At 72.5% G+C, this 16276-nt stretch carries 14 protein-coding genes; 2 read left to right on the forward strand and 12 right to left on the reverse strand.

The window, feature by feature from the left end:
• Positions 1–8 precede the first annotated feature (8 nt).
• Genes ACYVOM_RS26480 through ACYVOM_RS26515 form a run of 8 tightly spaced genes read right to left on the reverse strand, consistent with a single transcriptional unit; the run spans position 9 to position 5897 of the window.
• Positions 9–455 (reverse strand): TadE/TadG family type IV pilus assembly protein, encoded by a 447-nt coding sequence (locus ACYVOM_RS26480; RefSeq protein ID WP_460306215.1) that lies wholly within the window; start codon positions 453–455, stop codon positions 9–11.
• Complete coding sequence (locus ACYVOM_RS26485; protein ID WP_460306216.1) at positions 452–910, reverse strand: TadE/TadG family type IV pilus assembly protein; 459 nt, start codon at positions 908–910, stop codon at positions 452–454. The genes ACYVOM_RS26480 and ACYVOM_RS26485 overlap by 4 nt, the downstream gene beginning before the upstream one ends.
• Positions 911–913: 3 nt before the next feature.
• Positions 914–1129, reverse strand: a complete 216-nt coding sequence (locus ACYVOM_RS26490) for a hypothetical protein (RefSeq protein ID WP_460306217.1) — start codon at positions 1127–1129, stop codon at positions 914–916.
• 10 nt (positions 1130–1139) lie between these two features.
• A complete protein-coding gene (locus tag ACYVOM_RS26495) occupies positions 1140–2054 on the reverse strand; it encodes a type II secretion system F family protein (RefSeq protein WP_460306218.1) in 915 nt (304 codons plus the stop codon).
• Entirely contained in the window at positions 2051–2974 is a 924-nt protein-coding gene (locus tag ACYVOM_RS26500) for a type II secretion system F family protein (RefSeq protein WP_460306219.1), read from the reverse strand. Before ACYVOM_RS26500 ends, ACYVOM_RS26495 begins: the two co-directional genes overlap by 4 nt.
• Positions 2971–4272 carry a CpaF family protein gene (locus ACYVOM_RS26505; protein ID WP_460306220.1) on the reverse strand — a complete coding sequence of 434 codons (1302 nt, stop codon included), beginning with the start codon at positions 4270–4272 and terminating at the stop codon, positions 2971–2973. The genes ACYVOM_RS26500 and ACYVOM_RS26505 overlap by 4 nt, the downstream gene beginning before the upstream one ends.
• Positions 4273–5109: a hypothetical protein gene (locus ACYVOM_RS26510; RefSeq protein WP_460306221.1), complete on the reverse strand. Its 837-nt coding sequence runs from the start codon at positions 5107–5109 to the stop codon at positions 4273–4275.
• Positions 5110–5111: 2 nt separating this feature from the next.
• Complete coding sequence (locus ACYVOM_RS26515; RefSeq protein ID WP_460306222.1) at positions 5112–5897, reverse strand: hypothetical protein; 786 nt, start codon at positions 5895–5897, stop codon at positions 5112–5114.
• 375 nt (positions 5898–6272) lie between these two features.
• Here ACYVOM_RS26515 and ACYVOM_RS26520 point away from each other — a divergent pair, with 375 nt between their 5' ends.
• On the forward strand, positions 6273–10610 hold the full coding sequence (locus tag ACYVOM_RS26520; protein ID WP_460306223.1) for an FtsK/SpoIIIE domain-containing protein: 4338 nt from the start codon (positions 6273–6275) through the stop codon (positions 10608–10610).
• Between the two features lie 125 nt (positions 10611–10735).
• Here the strand turns inward: ACYVOM_RS26520 and ACYVOM_RS26525 are convergent, their stop codons facing one another.
• Positions 10736–11008, reverse strand: coding sequence for a WXG100 family type VII secretion target (locus ACYVOM_RS26525; RefSeq protein ID WP_460306224.1), 273 nt, complete (start codon positions 11006–11008; stop codon positions 10736–10738).
• A 246-nt stretch (positions 11009–11254) separates the two neighbouring features.
• Here ACYVOM_RS26525 and ACYVOM_RS26530 point away from each other — a divergent pair, with 246 nt between their 5' ends.
• Positions 11255–13003, forward strand: coding sequence for an acetyl/propionyl/methylcrotonyl-CoA carboxylase subunit alpha (locus ACYVOM_RS26530; RefSeq protein ID WP_460306225.1), 1749 nt, complete (start codon positions 11255–11257; stop codon positions 13001–13003).
• Between the two features lie 102 nt (positions 13004–13105).
• On the opposite strand, the gene ACYVOM_RS26535 is transcribed toward ACYVOM_RS26530, so the two are convergent.
• From ACYVOM_RS26535 to ACYVOM_RS26545, 3 genes are read right to left on the reverse strand one after another with little or no spacing between them, the layout of a single operon-like run.
• Positions 13106–14056: an SDR family oxidoreductase gene (locus ACYVOM_RS26535; RefSeq protein ID WP_460306226.1), complete on the reverse strand. Its 951-nt coding sequence runs from the start codon at positions 14054–14056 to the stop codon at positions 13106–13108.
• Entirely contained in the window at positions 14053–14973 is a 921-nt protein-coding gene (locus tag ACYVOM_RS26540; protein WP_460306227.1) for a bile acid:sodium symporter family protein, read from the reverse strand. The genes ACYVOM_RS26535 and ACYVOM_RS26540 overlap by 4 nt, the downstream gene beginning before the upstream one ends.
• Positions 14973–16271, reverse strand: a complete 1299-nt coding sequence (locus ACYVOM_RS26545) for a flavin-containing monooxygenase (protein ID WP_460306228.1) — start codon at positions 16269–16271, stop codon at positions 14973–14975. Before ACYVOM_RS26545 ends, ACYVOM_RS26540 begins: the two co-directional genes overlap by 1 nt.
• Between the last annotated feature and the right edge of the window lie 5 nt (positions 16272–16276).

Raw genomic sequence — 16276 nt, forward strand, 5'->3', positions numbered from 1 at the left:
ACCTTCGCTCATTCCTCCACCGCGCACGGTTCCCCGCCGCAGTCCATCCGCCGGTAGGTGTCGACGGGAGCCGACGCCGTGCCGGTCCGCACCGGGTCGCCCGCGAACGGGACCAGCGCGAGCCCGGTGAGATCGGTGGTGCAGGTGACGGTGACGGTCACCGAGCCGCCCGGCGCGAACAGGGCGGTGTCCACCTCGGTCTGCGCGGCCCCTCCCGCGCAGAAACTGGTCCCGGCGATGGAGTCGTTGACCGCCTGGACGGCGAACGCCTGGGCGTCCCCGACGTTGCGCGCGACGGACGCGGCACGCGCTCCGTCGCGCGCCGCGCCGTCGAGCTGGCTCTGCACGTTGACGAGCCGACCCACGAGCACCAGGAAGAGGAACAGGACGATCAGCACCGGCGTCAGCAGCACGAGTTCCAGCGACATGCTGCCGCGTTCGCGTCGCCGTCTCATTCGCACACCTGCGCCTCGCCCACGTCCGGCCGGAAGCACTCGACGGCGCCCACGGCCTGCTTGGTGACCGTGAACGTCATCCCCGGCACGATCTGCACCGCGGTGCCCGTCACCTGGAAGCCGCGGTCGTAGTCCCCATCTCCCAGCGGCGTCACGGTGACCCCGTTGAGGACGTTCGGACCGAGCTGGTTCACCGAGTTCGTCGCCGCGGCCGCGCCGACGCCCTGCCAGTCGCCGTCCGGCCCCATCACCCGGGCGGCGCGCGAGCCCGCCTGCGCGGCCGACAGCGCGATGTGGTTGGCGTGGTAGACCATGGCGAACTGGATGCTGATGAGGATCACGAGGATGAGCACCGGCGTGAGCAGCGCCCACTCCAGGGCCGTCGCACCCTTGGCGCTTCTTTTCCGCGCGGATCCCTCGCGCGGGGAGCGTTCCCGCAGGCGGTTCCCGCGCACCCGTCAGCCCCCGGCGGGGATGTTGGCCGCGGCGTTCTCGATCGCGGTGCGGATCGTGATGCCGATGGCGATCGCGATCGCGGCGAGCAGGCCGGTGATGATGGCCCACTCGATGGCCGAGGCTCCGGCGCTGCGCACCTTCTTGTCGCGGAGGCGGTCCATGCGCACGGCGAGGTCGGTACGCAGATAAGCGACCTGGGGGGTTTCGAAGTGGTTCATCTGTGCGCTCCTAGAAAGAGATGACCTGCATGGCCGAGGGATACAGAAGGAACACGAGGAAGCCCAGGCAGAACGACAGCTGGGCGATGAGCATGGTCTGCGAATTCTGGCCCGCCCGGCCCTCCAGCGCGGAGATCTCCCGACCGCGCATCGAGGCCGCCCGTGCCGACAGCGACTGGCGGATCTTCGCACCGTCGTCGGCGACGAGGGCGAGGGCCGCGGCCAGGTCGGCGAGTTCGGCGACCGCGATCCGCTCGCCGAGCGTGCCGAGCGCCTGCCACGGAGTGTGCCCGACGATCCTGGCGTTGGCCAGGGCCTCGCGGATCGCGAGCATGGGCGCGCCCCCACCGACCTGCGACGCGGTCATCAGCGCCTCGGGCACACCGCGTCCGCCGGCGAGGTTCATGGACACCAGGTCGAGGAACGCGCCGACGACGTGCCGGAAGTCCTCCCGGGCCGTCGCGGCCTCCTGGCGGAGCTGGAGGTCGGGGAAGAAGAACGCGGCGAGCGCGAACAGCAGGCCGCCCCAGACCGGGATCATCAGGCTGATCCCGGTGAGGGAGAACAACGCGACGAACAGCGGGGTGAACGCCAGCGCGACGGCCGGGGCCAGGACCTTGCTCGCGAGGTAGGTCTGGTAGTCCCGGTTCAGGATCGCCAGGTCCGCGCGGGTCGAGCGCAGCTCCCAGCCCCGGTCGTCGATGATCTTGGCCAGGGAGGCGCCGACCTCGCCCTGCAGCCGTTCGGTGAGCGACGGACGGGGCGCGTCGGGCGACTTGGGCGCGGCGGCCGCGCCGCCGCGCTTGGTCACCTGGTCGTACTCGGCCAGCAGGGACCGCAGTCCGCGCCGGGCCGGGAACATCGCCCGCAGCAGCAGGAACAGGCCCCCGCCGACCAGCGCCCCGGCCAGCAGCGCCCCGGTCATCGGCCCACCCCCGCGTCCATGGCCGCGCGCCCGCGCAGCGGCCGGCCCGTCTCGGCCTGCTCCGCCTCACCCGAGCCGAGCAGCCGGTCGGGCGCCTGGAACTTGGCGAGCCTGCGCAGCCAGAAGAACCCGAGCGTGTACAGCCCGACGACGAACGCGAGCACGAGCTGCCCCGTCAGCGTGTTGTAGGGCTCGACGTAGCTCGGGTTGAACACCGAGACGAGCAGCGCGAACCCCACCGAGAACCCGACGACGATCTGGACGCTGCGCCGGGTCATCGCGCGGTAGGCGTTGACGCGGCGGCGCATCTCCAGTTCGGTGCGGGCCGACGCGGCGAGCGCGCCGAGCATCTCGCGCAGGCCGGGCCCGCGCAGGCGGGCGTTCAGGATGAGCGCGGCGATGATGAGGTCGGCCGAGGAGTCGTCGAGGTCGTCGGCGAAGCGGCGCAGCGCCTCGGGCAGCGGCACGCGGGTGTGCATCCGGTCGACGAGGGCGCGCAGCGACGGCTGGAGCGCGGGCGAGGCGGCCCGCACCGACGACGGGATCGCCTGCTCCAGCCCGACGGCCCCGGCGATCGTGTCGCGCAGGGACTCGGCCCAGTTCGCGAGCCCTTCGAGCCGGGCCATGGACTTGCGCTCCTCGGCGGCGCCGCCCGCGACGGCGTCCCAGCCGAGGACGAGGAGGCCGATGCCGACGGCGACGACCACCCAGCGGGTGAGGACGAGCGCGCCGAACCCGGCGATGATCGCGATGCCCGTCCGGGTGCCGAGCGCCTTCAGCAGGTCCTCGCGCGAGCGCTTGCGCGCCGCCTTGCCGGGTTTCACGGGGGTGCCGCGCACCGCCATCACCAGCAGGCACAGGCCGCCGCAGGCCAGCCCGCCGGTGAACAGCGCGTACAGGACGTCGATGCCGAGGATCACCGCCAGGCCCCCGTCCGCTGGTCGTAGCCGAACTCGGCGAGCTCGTCCGCGCAGGCGATCGGCGCGTGCTGGCGGGCCATGCCGTCCGTTCCGGGGGCGAAGATCTCCGACGACAGGACCCTGCCGTCGCAGCCCGTGACCTCCCGGACGCTGGAGACGAACCGGCGCAGCCGTCCGCCGCGGTGGTAGTCGTTGCGCTTGTCGATGAAGACGACGAAGTCGATGGCGCCCGCGATGAGCATGTGGGTCGCCTCGATGGGCAGCCGCTCCTCCGACTGGATCGCGTAGGTGGAGATGCGGTTGAACACCTCCATCGAGGAGTTCGCGTGGATCGTCGACAGGGAGCCGTCGTTGCCCTGGGTCATCGCGTTGAGCATGGTGACGATCTCGTCGCCGAGGACCTCGCCGACGATCACGCGCGAGGGGTTCATGCGCAGCGAGCGGCGCACGAGCTCCGCCATGGAGATCGCACCCTGCCCTTCGGAGTTCGGCAGCCGCTGCTCGAAGGCCACGACGTTCGGATGCAGTTCGGGGAACTGCTCGAGGCCGAGCTCCAGCGCGCGCTCCACCGTGATGAGGCGCTCGTGCGGGGCGATCTCGTTGGCGATCGCGCGCAGCAGCGTGGTCTTGCCCGCGTTGGTCGCCCCGGAGATCATGATGTTCTTGCGGGCGGCGACCGCGGCCTGGAAGAAGCGCCCCACGTCGGCCGGGACGGTGCCGTTGCCGACGAGGTCGGTGAGCAGCACCTTGCCGAGGCGGGCGCGCCGGATCGACAGCGCGGGCCGCTGGGTGACGTCCATGACGGCCGAGAGCCGCGAGCCGTCCGGCAACCGCAGGTCGAGCTGCGGGTTCGCCGAGTCGAACGGGCGGGACTGCAGGCCCGAGTAGGCGGCGAGGATCTGGATCAGCTCGACGAGTTCGTCGTCGGAGTCGGCGACGGGCTCGCCCATCACCTCGCGGCCGTCGGAGTACGACAGGAACACCCGGTCGCAGCCGTTGACGTCGATGTTCTCGATGTCGGCGTCCTCCAGCAGCGGCTGGAGCCGGCCGACGCCGAACAGGGCGGCGTGGATGCCCGCCGCGTAGTCCTCCTCCTCGTCCGGGCTCGGCGGGCGGCGGCCGATGCCGATCTCGGACCTGGCGTGCTCTTCGAGGACCTGCGCGATGAGGGCGCGGGCGAACTGCCGCTCGTCCTCGGCCGACATGGGGATGAGGCCGGAGGCGGCGTCGAGCCTGCGCTGCTGGGCGAGCCTGTCGCCGACCTCCTGGCGGAGGCGCTTGACGAGGACGTGGTCCATCTAGCGCCCCCTTCCCCGTTCGGCCGCCGGTTCCGGCGGCGGGGCCGCGGTGACCGTCGGCGGCGGGGGTTCGGTGGCGGCGCGCTCCAGCACGGGACGGGCGACGAGGTTGCCGGCCAGCTCACGCGCGGAGCGGATGAGCAGGGACTTGTCGAGCCTGCCGCCCCACTGGCCGCGGAGCATCTGCGCGCCCTTGGGATCGTAGGCGAGGCCGCCGACGACGGTCGCGGGCAGCCGCGACGCGGCCAGCACCCGCTCCACCTCCGAGATCGCGGACCGGTAGCCGCGCGGGTCGGCCACCACGACGACGCCGATGCGGCCGCCCTGGCGGGGCAGGTCGGCGGCGAGCTGGCCGATCCGCTCGCGCAGGTGCGCGACGTGCTCCATCGTCGCGTGCGTGAACAGGATGGTGAGGTCCGCCTCGCGCAGCAGCTCGATGAGCGGGCCGCCCGCGGCGAGCCTGCCGCAGTCGGCGAGGACGTCGACGCCGGGCAGCACCGCGAAGGACCTGCCGAGCGGGCTCCACAGCCAGGTGAGGCCCGCGGCCTGCTCGGCGTTGGACACCCCGACCAGGACGTCGAGGCCGCCGGACAGCCGCTGGGTGTGCGGGGCGATCTGGTCGGGGCGCAGGCCGCGCCGGGCGGCGGTGGCCAGCGACAGCATCCCGCGCGCGGGGTCGAGCATCCCGTGCTCGCCGGGCAGCCGGTAGACGAGGTCGCCGCCGGCCGGATCGCACTCGGCGACCAGGACGGGCCGCGGCCACACCGCGCCGAGGGCCACCGCCGCCGTGGTGACGCCGGGTGCCCCCTTGTCCGCGGCAAGAGCGATCAGCGCCACGGTCACCCGCCGCCGTTCGGGTTCTGGTTCTTGTTCGGCGGCTTCGTGGGCGCCGCGGGAGTCGTCGGGGCGGTCGGCGCCGTGGTGCCGGGCGGCACGATCGCGACCGCGATGGACCCGGCGGCCGAGGCGAGCGCGATCGCCTGCGCCTGGTCGGGCTGGACCGCGATGGAGACGAGCAGTTCACCCGAGCCGGCGCGGCCCTCGCCGGCCGAGCCGACGTCCCTGACCTCGGCGTCGGGCGTGAGGACGACGGCCTTGGGCGACTTCTCGGTGCCGCCCATGGTGTACAGCGCCAGCGTGTCGCCGGGGGAGATGCCCTCGGCGGGGTACTGGTTCGGTTTGAGCGCGAGACCCACGAAGAGGCGGCCCTTGGCGGCGTCGGCATCCTGGGTGATCATCTGGTTGTTGAGCAGAGTGCCGGGCACGAGCGGCACGGCGGCGTAGGTGCCCGCGACCTTCATGCGCTCGCTCCACTTGATGAAGGACAGGCCGGTGTCGCTGACGGCGACGGACTTCAGCGCGTCCTCGGGGATGAGCTGGCCCGCGGCGACGGGCTTGTCGACGGCGATCGCCGAGACGCGCTGCCCGCTCTGCACCACCAGGTAGGCGCTGACGAGCGCGCCGCCCAGGATGAGCAGGACGGCGAGCGCGGCGAGCGCGGGCTTGCGCTCGCGCGGCGGCACCGGGAGCCTTCGCCCCGCCGAGCCGCCCAGACCCGAGCCGAGCCCGTGCTGGGGTCCTGCGGCCGTGGCGTTCGACGGCGAACTCTGCTGACTGGTCCTCATCGTGGTGATGACTCCGGGGAGGTATCCGAACTTCCGATTGCGGCCGGAGCGACCATGCTGTCTGCCTTGACAAGGTCACGTCAATGGATTCGAGTAGGTGACGCAGTCTCGTGACCGGGCGTGAGAAAATTACAGAGTTCAGCACCTATCGGACGCAGGCCGTACCCCCTTCGGCACCCCCGAAACGCCGATCGCCGTGGATAATACTTACGGCATCAATGGCCCTGACATCCCGTTGACGACAGATTCGTCATGAGTGCTGATCATCGTGCTAATGATCATATGCGGCACGCGGCGTCCGTTTTCTCGGGGTCGCCGGGGGTTTCCCGCCCCGCGGCCTGCCGGGCGCCCCGCCCGTGTGCCACCCTGTCGTCCGTGCGGATCTCCCTGACGGCCCTGGACGCGAACGGATCGCGCGACGTCCTGGTGAGCGGCGACGCGGACATGCCGGTGTCGGCGGTGGCGCGGGCCCTGTCCGGGCTGGAGCGCGGCGGCTCCCCGGCCCCGAACGTCGTCCCGCTCCAGCAGCCCTTCTACGCCGACGGCAGGATGCTCGACCCCTCGGCGCCCGCCGCCCGGGAACTCCCCGACGGTTCGCTCGTCACCCTGGACGGGCGGATGGTCCCGGCCACGATGCGGTCCGAGCCGCTGGGGACGGTGGAGGTCAGGGTCGTCGGCGGACGGGACGCGGGCGGGGTGCACCGGCTCGGTCCGGGGGCGGCGCGACCGTATCCGGGGGTGTTCGTCACCGTCGGGCGCACCGACGTCCGGGTGCGCGCGGAGGCCCCGGCGACCCTCGACGGGGAGCCGTTGGACGCCGAGCGCGAGTGGCCCGAGGGCGGCGTCCTCGCGGTCGGCCCCGGGGTGCTCACACTGGCCCGCTCCGAGGCGCCGGACACCCATTTGGAGGCCCTTCCACAGGGCCTCGCCTTCAACCGTCCGCCGCGGATCGAACCGGCCAAGGAAAGGCTGCGCCTTAAGGCTCCGCACCTTCCGGAGAAGCAGGGAAAGGAGCGGCTGCGCCTCTTCGGCGCGCTGCTCTTCTCGGTGTTCGGCCTGGTCATGGCCTATGCGCTCCAGCAGTGGTACTGGGCGCTGTTCGCGCTCGCCTGGCCGCTGATGCTCGTCGGCGAATGGATCGGCGACCGGCTTTACGGTAGGAAGTCGTACAAAAAGGCATACAAGGAATATCAGGTGAAGTCAGCGTACTTCGCCCGCGATCTTGAGAAACTGCGCAGAAGGGACGAGCTGGAGCGTCGGGCCGCGTCGCCGGACCCCGCCGAGATCCTGCTCACCGCCACCGGACCGCGCAAACGGCTGTGGGAGCGCCGCCTCACCGACCCCGACGCGCTGCGCCTGCGCCTCGGCCTCGCCGACCTGCCCGCCCGCGTCGACCTCGGCGGCAGCGAGGACGACGTCCGCGAGGCCCTCGACCGGGCCGATCTCACCGGCCTTCCGCTGGCCCGGCACGTGCCCGTCGCGCTCCCGTTCGCCGAACACGGCGTCATCGGCGTCACCGGGCCGCGCGAGCACTCCCGCGGCCTCGCCCGCTGGCTCGTCGCCCAGGCCGCCGCCCTGCACAGCCCGCGCGACCTCGCCATCGTCGTGCTCAGCGCCGACGGCCTCACCCGCGGCGGCACCGGCGGCACGCACTGGAACTGGACCCGGTGGCTCCCGCACTGCGCCCCCCGCGAAGGCGAGGAGTGCCTCGCGCTCGTCGGCGACGACCCGGTGAGCGTCGCCGCCCGGGTCACCGAACTCGCCGTCAAGATCACCGAACGCAAGCGGGCCCGCCAGCCCGTCTTCGGAGCCGCCCCGGAAGGGCCGCCCGCGCCCGCCGTCCTGCTCGTCCTCGACGGCGCCCGCGCTCTGCGCCGCGTCCCCGGCATGCCGCAGGTCCTCGCGCACGGCGCGGAGGCGGGCATCTACGCCCTCTGCCTCGACGACGAGGACCGGCTCCTGCCCGAGGAGTGCACCGTCGCCGCGGCCTGGGACGGCGACCGCGTCCGGCTGCGCGGCGGCGGCCTGGAAGACCTCGGGCCCGTCCTCGCCGACCGGGTCGCCCCCGGCTGGGCCGAGCGGTTCGCGCGGGCGCTCGCCCCCGTCAAGGACGTCTCCCGCGAGGACTCCGCCGACGCCGTGCCCACCTCGGTGAAACTGCTCGACCTGCTCGGCATGCCCGACCCGTCGCCCGCGCAGGTCCTCGACTCCTGGGCGCACCGCGAAGGACCCGGCACCCGCGTCCCCATCGGCGTCACCGGCGGCGGTCCCTTCGAGATCGACCTCGCCGCCGACGGGCCGCACGGCCTCATCGCCGGCACCACCGGCGCGGGCAAGTCCGAGCTCCTGCAGACCCTCATCGCCGCCCTCGCCGTGCGCAACCGACCCGACGAGATGACGTTCGTGCTCATCGACTACAAGGGCGGCGCCGCGTTCAAGGACTGCGCCGCCCTCCCGCACACCGTCGGCATGGTGACCGACCTCGACGGCCACCTCACCGCGCGGGCGCTGGACTCCCTCGCCGCCGAACTGCGCCGCCGCGAACACGTGCTCGCCCGCGCCGGCGCCAAGGACATCGAGGACTTCCATGCCGCAGGCGGCCTCGGGCTCGCCAGGCTCGTCCTCGTCATCGACGAGTTCGCGGTGATGGCCGCCGAACTGCCCGGCTTCGTCGACGGGCTCGTCGACATCGGGCGGCGCGGGCGCTCCCTCGGCGTCCACCTCATCCTCGCCACCCAGCGGCCCGCCGGAGTCGTCACCGCCGACATCCGGGCCAACACGAACCTGCGGGTGGCCCTGCGCGTCACCGACGCCGACGACTCCACCGACGTCATCGACCTGCCGGACGCGGCCCGCATCCCCAAGTCGGCGCCCGGCCGCTGCTTCGTCCGGACCGGCGCGGCGAGCCCGTGGGCCGTCCAGTCGGCGCGGATCGGCGGGCGGCGCGGCTCGACCGCCCGGCCCACCGAGGCCCGGGAGCTCGACTGGGCGCGGCTCGGGCACCCGCTGCCGGAGGCCGCCGAGGAGCAGGAAGGGCAGGCCACCGACCTCTCCGCGCTGGTCGCCGCGGTCGCCGAGGCCGCGCGGCGGGCCGGCATCCCCCGGCAGCCGAGCCCGTGGCTGACCCCGCTGCCCGAGGCCGTCGTGCTGTCGCCGCGGCCCGCGCCGGGCGGCTCGGTCGCGGCGGTCGCGCCGCTGGAGTTCGGCGTCGCCGACCTGCCCGCCGCGCAGACCCGCGAGCCGCTCGCCCTCGACCTGGAGGCCGACGGGCACCTTTACCTCGCGGGCGCGTCCCAGTCCGGCAGGACCACCGCGCTGCGCTCCCTCGCCGGGGCCCTCGCCGCCTCCACCACCCCCTACGACGTGCACCTGTACGCGATCGACTGCGGCGGCAACGGCCTCGCCCCGCTCGCCGCGCTGCCGCACTGCGGGGCCGTCGTCACCCGCGACTCCTACGACCGGGTGGAGCGGCTGCTGAACGCGCTCAACGCCGAGGTGTCGCGGCGTCAGGGACTGCTGTCGGCTGCCGGGTTCGCCACCCTCGCCGAACAGCGCGCGACGGTCTCGGCCGGCGACCGGCTGCCGTGGATGGTGCTGCTGCTCGACCGCTGGGAGGGCTACACCGCCGCGTTCGAGCACTACGACTACGGCCGCCTGGTGAACGCGCTGCTGCAACTGCTGTCCGAAGGGGCCGCGGTGGGGCTGCGCGCCGTCGTCGCGGGCGACCGGTCGGGGCTGCTCGGGCCCGCCGCGACGGTCTTCGACCGGCGGCTCGTGCTGCGCATGGGCGACCCTGCCGACTACGGGTACGCGGGCGTCCCGGAGAGCAAGATCCCCGCCCACATGCCGCCGGGACGGGTGCTGCGGCCCGTGCCGAACGGGCCCGCCGTCGAGGCGCAGATCGGACTGCTCGGCCAGGACCCCTCCGGGACGGCCCAGGTCGCGGCCCTCCAGACGATCGCCGAGGCGGCGCGGGACCGGTACGGCAGGGTCGCGCCCGGCCCGCTGCGGGTCGACGAGCTGCCCGGCCGGATCACCGCCGAGGAGGCCCTGGCCCTTGACCCGTCCGGGCCGCCTTCCGGGCCGCTGTGGTGCCTGGTCGGCGCGGGCGGCGACACCCTCGGCCCCCTCGGCGTGGACCTCCTGGAGGAGGGCCCCACCTTCGTCGTCGCCGGACCGACCCGCTCGGGCCGCTCAAGCGCGCTGGAGACGATCGGGCGGACCCTCCTGGCCAAGGGCATCCCCCTGCTCATCCTCACGCCCCGCCGCTCGCCCCTGCGCGCCCTGAAGGACGTGCCCGGCGTGCTGGGCGTCCTGGACGCCACGGCCGACCGGGAGGAACTGGAAGAGCTCGCCGCCCCCGAGCACAGGTTCGCGCTCCTCGTCGACGACGCCGAACTCATCGACAACACCGACCTGGGCGACGCGGTCGGCGCCGTCCTGCGCGCCGCCCGCGACGGCGAGCACGCCGTCGTCATCGCCGGCAACACCGAGGACCTCAACCGCGGCTACCGGGGCTTCCTCGCCGACGCCCGCAAGAACCGCACCGGCCTCCTCCTGGGGATCTCCTCCCCGGACGACGGCGAACTCTTCGGCCTCCGCCTTCCCCGCAACGCCACCTACACCGGCCCCACCGGCCGAGGCCTCCTCATCCGAGCAGGGACCCCCACCCCCATCCAGACCGCCCTCCCCCCGACCCCTTCCGACGACTAGAGCCCCTCGCGGGCCGACGCGCCAGGCCGCTTCGGTCGACCCCCTTCCGACCCGACTGAGGACCGCTCAGGGAGCAGGAGACCAAAGAAGGCCGCCGCGGGGGGCGGCGGCCTTCAGGTGCCTCCCTAGCGGGTGGCGGCCTCGATGTTCTGGATGGACTGGCGGACGTCGGTCGCGCCCTCCTCCAGGGCCACCGACATCTTGTCGAAGGCGGACTTGGCCTCGGCCCAGGCCGCCCGGAACCTGTCGGCGCGCGGGCCCCACCAGATCTCGTTCGACCCGACGGTCCTGCCGTTCAGGTCGCTGATGAGCGCGTCAAGGTTCTTGGAGTGCCGGGAGAACAGGCGGGCCAGCTCCTCCATCTGGGCCATGTTCCCGCCGCGACGGTCTGCTCCCATGGTCTGATCCTTCCGATCGCCGGGGTTTCCAGACGTACCTTCCAAAGCTCACATCACCCGGGTCTCAACGGGCCCCGAACCGGGTGGCCGCATGCGGCCAACCGTTCAGGTTTCGCAACGTCACGGGTGGTTCGCCCTGAAATAAGGAGGCGATTACGACGCCGAAAAGCCGGTTCTCTAAACTCGCGGGGAACGGGTCAGGTCAGGGGTGATCCCTCAGACGGTTCTCACGGACGGAGTCGTACGTTGCGGAAAGTTCTCATCGCCAACCGGGGCGAGATCGCGGTGCGGGTCGCGCGTGCCTGCCGGGACGCGGGGCTCGGCAGCGTCGCGGTCTACAGCGAGCAGGACCTCGACGCGCTGCACGTGCGCGTAGCCGACGAGGCGTACGCGCTGGGCGGCCAGACCGCCGCCGAGTCGTACCTGAATGTCGAGAAGCTGCTCAAGATCGCCTCAGACTCGGGCGCCGACGCGGTCCATCCGGGCTACGGCTTCCTCTCCGAGAACGCCGATTTCGCCCAGGCCGTCACCGACGCCGGGCTCGTCTGGATCGGCCCGCCGCCGGCCGCGATCACCTCGCTCGGCGACAAGGTCCAGGCCCGGCACATCGCCCAGAAGGTCGGCGCGCCGCTCGTCGCGGGCACCGCCGACCCCGTCTCGGGCGCCGAAGAGGTCGTCGAGTTCGCCAAGGAGCACGGCCTCCCCATCGCGATCAAGGCGGCGTTCGGCGGCGGCGGGCGCGGCCTGAAGGTCGCCCGCACCCTCGAAGAGGTCCCCGAGCTGTACGAGTCGGCGGTCCGCGAGGCCGTCGGCGCGTTCGGCCGCGGCGAGTGCTTCGTCGAGCGCTACCTCGACAAGCCTCGCCACGTCGAGACCCAGTGCCTCGCCGACAAGCACGGGAACGTCGTCGTCGTCTCCACCCGCGACTGCTCGCTGCAGCGCCGCCACCAGAAGCTCGTCGAGGAGGCCCCCGCGCCGTTCCTCAGCGACGCCCAGATGGAGCTGCTGTACTCCTCCTCCAAGGCGATCCTGAAGGAGGCCGGGTACGTCGGCGCGGGCACCTGCGAGTTCCTCGTCGGCCAGGACGGCACCATCTCCTTCCTCGAGGTGAACACCCGCCTCCAGGTCGAGCACCCGGTCAGCGAGGAGGTCACCGGCATCGACCTCGTCCGTGAGATGTTCCGCATCGCCGACGGCGAGGAGCTCGGCTACGGCGACCCGGAGATCCGCGGCCACTCGATCGAGTTCCGGATCAACGCCGAGGACGCCGGGCGCGGCTTCCTCCCCGCTCCGGGCACCATCTCCGGCATGGAGATCCCGACCGGGCCGGGCGTCCGCCTCGACTCCGGCTACGTCTCGGGCCAGACCGTCCCGCAGTCGTTCGACTCGCTCGTCGCGAAGCTGATCGTCACCGGCGCGTCGCGCGAGCAGGCGATCGAGCGGGGCCGCCGGGCGCTCGCGGAGTTCTCCATCGACGGCATGCCGACGGTGATCCCGTTCCACCGGGACATCCTCACCCAGCCCGCCTACACGAGCGCGCCGTTCTCCGTGCACACCCGGTGGATCGAGACCGAGTACGACAACACGATCTCCCCCTACGGCGGCGACCAGGCCGCGGGCGAGGAGCCCGAGGAGCGGCAGAAGGTCGTCGTCGAGGTCGGCGGCAAGCGCCTTGAGGTCGTCCTCCCGGCGGGTCTCGGCGCGGGCGCGGCCCCGGCCGCCTCCGGCAAGGCCGCCCCGAAGCGCTCCGCCAAGAAGGGCGCCGCCAAGGCCGCCTCCGGCGACTCCCTCGTCTCCCCCATGCAGGGCACGATCGTCAAGATCCTCGTCGAGGACGGCGCGACCGTCGCCGAGGGCGAGACCGTCGTCGTCCTGGAGGCCATGAAGATGGAGCAGCCCCTCACCGCCCACAAGGCCGGCACCATCACCGGCCTCACCTCCGAGGTCGGCCAGACCGTCACCGCCGGAGCCCCCATCTGCGAGATCAAGGACTGACCCCTCGCACGACGTGACAAGGGCGGCCCGCTCGCATACGGGCCGCCCTTCGCGTTCCCGGGCCGGATCAGCGGACCGGACAGCTGATCCTCAGGCCGCCGTTCACGGCCGAGCGGTGCGGGTGCGCCAGGACTCGAAGGCCTCGGCGGAGGTCTTGGCGGGGGTGTAGCCGAAGACGGTTCTGAGGCGGGCGTTGTCGAGCACCGGGCGGTACTGGAGGAAGCGGGTCTGTTCCGGGCCGTAGGGGACCAGACCCAGGGGCTTGGCGACGGCCAGGGCCAGGCGGAGCACGGGTTCGGGGATGGAGAGCGTCTTCTTGCCCAGCGCGGCGGCGATCTCGTCGATGGTCAGGGTGCCGTCTCCGGCGACGTTGTAGGTGCCGGCGGGGGCGGACGTCGCGGCGCGTTCGATGATGGCGACGACGTCGGTGTCCCAGATGAAGACGAAGGGGGAGGCCGAGCCGCGGATCTTGAGGAGGCGGGGGCGGTCGAAGAGGGCGGTGATCTGGTTGTTCACGCGGTCGCCGAGGATGGTGCCGATGCGCAGGACCACCTGCTCCAACGCGGGGTGGCTCGCGCGGAGGTCGGCGAGCATGCCTTCGACGAGGGCCTTGTGGTGGCTGTAGGCGAACTCGGGGTTGCCACGGACGGGCTGGTCCTCGGTGATCCACTCCGGGTTGTCGGGGTGGTAGCCGTAGGCGGCGCCGCTGGAGGAGACGACGACGCGGCGGACCTTGTGCGTCAGGCAGGCGTCCAGGACGTGCCGGGACCCTTCGACGTCGACCCTGTACTCCAGTTCGCGCGAGGAGTCCTTGCCGGGCGTGACGATCGACGCAAGGTGCACCACCACCTCGGGGGCGGCCTCGCCGATGACGCGGTCGACGGCGGCCGCGTCCGTCACGTCCATGACGGTGTGGCTCAGCCCGGGAACCGCCGCCCCGGAGGCGTCCGGGACGCGCAGGTCGGTCCCGATGACCTCGTGGCCGGAGGCGGCGAGCCCCCGCACGACGGACGAGCCGAGGAACCCGAGGGCTCCGGTGACGAGGATCTTCACGCTTCCTCCAGGCGGGGTGCGGCGGCGGTGCGGCGGGTCCGCCAGAACTGGGCGAGCGCGAGGCCCGCGATGATGTCCCAGATCCCCCACCAGGCGGCGGCCAGGGCCATCCCGCCGAGCCCGCCGAAGTAGGTGAAGACCAGGAGCAGGCCGAGGCCCGCGTTGCGGATGCCGACCTCGAACGACATCGCCTTCGTGCCGCCTTCCGGCAGCCGGGCGAGGCGGCCGATCCCGTAGCCGAGGGCGAGGGCGAGCGCGTCGTGCAGGAAGACCGCGACGAGCACCGTGCCGATGTGCTCGGTGAAGACGTCCCAGTTCTTGGCGAGGCCGACCGCGATGACGGCGCCGAGCCCGAGGAACGACAACGGGCCGACGACCTTGTGGGCGCCCGCGGCGAAGCGCGGGAGGAAGTGCGCGATGGTGATGCCCGCGGCGAACGGCAGCGCGATGACGAGGGCGATCTCGCCGAGCATGTCGAGCGCGGACACGTCGATCTCGGTGAGCAGTTCCTTGCCGGTCGGGTGCAGGCCACCCCAGAAGGCGACGTTCAGAGGCATCAGGACGATGGCGAGGACGTTGCTCACGGCGGTCATCGACACCGACAGGGCGACGTCGCCTCCGGCCCTGTGGGTGAGGATGTTGGAGACGTTCCCAGGCGGACAGCAGGCTACGAGGATCAGCCCTAGGGCGACTGAGCCGCGCAGGTCGAGGGCGAGCGTCAGCAGGAAGGTGACGGCGGGCAGCAGCAGGAACTGGGCGAGGACGCCGACGGCGATGGCCCCGGGCCTGCGGGCCGCGGCGGCGAAGTCGGCGGGTCTGGTGTCGAGGGCGATGCCGAAGAGGATCGCGCCGACGACGATCTTGAGCGTGGTGAGGGAGCCCTCGCTGAAGGCGATGCTGATCGAGTCGACGTCCATCAGCGGCGCCCCTTCAGTTCGGCGGCGGCGGCGCGGACGGCGCCGCGGTAGGCGTCCTTGTTGACGTAGTAGGCCATCCGGTCGAGGCCGAGGTACTTGTAGCCGCCGCTGAGGTCGGGCCGGGGGCCGCTGATCTTCGCGGCGAACGCGGCGGCCCGCTCGGGCGCGTCGGTCTGCGCCCTGAGGTAGGCGGCGACGAGGTCGGCCTGCTCCGCGCGGCCCTGCCAGCCGATCCCCGACGCCTCGATCATGCCGAGGACGAACAGTCCGGGGGCTTTGTCGCTGAAGATGTTGAGGTGCAGGTCGGGGGCGGCGCCGGTCCAGCCCAGCAGGGCCGGGTCGAGGAACGGGTAGTGCAGCCGGTAGCCGGTGGCGAGGATGACGAGGTCGTAGTCGGTGCGGCTCCCGTCGCGGAACTCGACGGCGCCGCCGTCGAACCTGGCGATGTCGGGCCGGACGGACAGGTCGCCGTGGCCGAGGTGGTGCAGGATCAGCGAGTTGACGATCGGGTGCGACTCGTAGATGCGGTGGTCGGGCGCGGGGAACCCGAACCGGACGGGGTCGCCGGTGAACAGTTTGAGCAGCCGCCCGTCGATGGCCTGCTTGAGGCGCGGGGGCAGCGGCTTGCCTTGGTTGAGGGTGTCGGCGGGCTTGCCCAGCACGTATTTCGGGACGAAGTGGTAGCCGCGCCGGACGCTGATGTCGACGGAGGCGGCGTGGTGTACGGCGTCGACGGCGATGTCGCAGCCGGAGTTCCCCGCCCCGATGATGAGCACCCGCCTGCCTGCGAGCTGCTCCGCGCGCTTGTAAGCGCTGGTGTGGATGAGCTCGCCGTCGAACGCGCCAGGGAACTCCGGGAGGTTGGGCTCGCTGAGCGTCCCGTTGGCGAGGACTACGCCCGCGTGCCGCCTGGTGACGGTGCCTTCGGGCGTGTTGACGGTGACGTCCCAGCCACCGCCGTTGACGGGTTCGGCTTTCACGACTTCGCTGTGGAAGGAGAACCCCTCGCGAAGGCCGTACTCCGAGGCGTAGGCGCGAAAGTAACTCAGGAGCTCTCGGTGCCCCGGGTAGTCGGGCGCGGAGTCCGGCATGGGGAACTCGGCGAACTGGGTCGTGGTCTTGGACGAGATCAGGTGGGCCGACTCGTACACGGTGCTGCGCGGGCCGTCGACGTTCCAGAGGCCGCCGACGTCCCCGGCGAGCTCGTAGCCCGACCAGGGGAGGCCGTGCCGCTGGAGGGCGCGCGCCGCGGCGAGCCCGGACGGCCCGGCTCCGATCACCGCATAGGTCTCCGTCATGTCCG

Source organism: Actinocorallia aurea (genome assembly GCF_054783995.1).

Coding starts and splice junctions, on each gene's coding strand:
- ACYVOM_RS26480 (WP_460306215.1), bottom strand. CDS start 455: ATGAGACGGCGACGCGAACGCGGCAGCATGTCGCTGGAACTCGTGCTG.
- ACYVOM_RS26490 (WP_460306217.1), bottom strand. CDS start 1,129: ATGAACCACTTCGAAACCCCCCAGGTCGCTTATCTGCGTACCGACCTC.
- ACYVOM_RS26495 (WP_460306218.1), bottom strand. CDS start 2,054: ATGACCGGGGCGCTGCTGGCCGGGGCGCTGGTCGGCGGGGGCCTGTTC.
- ACYVOM_RS26505 (WP_460306220.1), bottom strand. CDS start 4,272: ATGGACCACGTCCTCGTCAAGCGCCTCCGCCAGGAGGTCGGCGACAGG.
- ACYVOM_RS26515 (WP_460306222.1), bottom strand. CDS start 5,897: ATGAGGACCAGTCAGCAGAGTTCGCCGTCGAACGCCACGGCCGCAGGA.
- ACYVOM_RS26525 (WP_460306224.1), bottom strand. CDS start 11,008: ATGGGAGCAGACCGTCGCGGCGGGAACATGGCCCAGATGGAGGAGCTG.
- ACYVOM_RS26540 (WP_460306227.1), bottom strand. CDS start 14,973: ATGGACGTCGACTCGATCAGCATCGCCTTCAGCGAGGGCTCCCTCACC.
- ACYVOM_RS26545 (WP_460306228.1), bottom strand. CDS start 16,271: ATGACGGAGACCTATGCGGTGATCGGAGCCGGGCCGTCCGGGCTCGCC.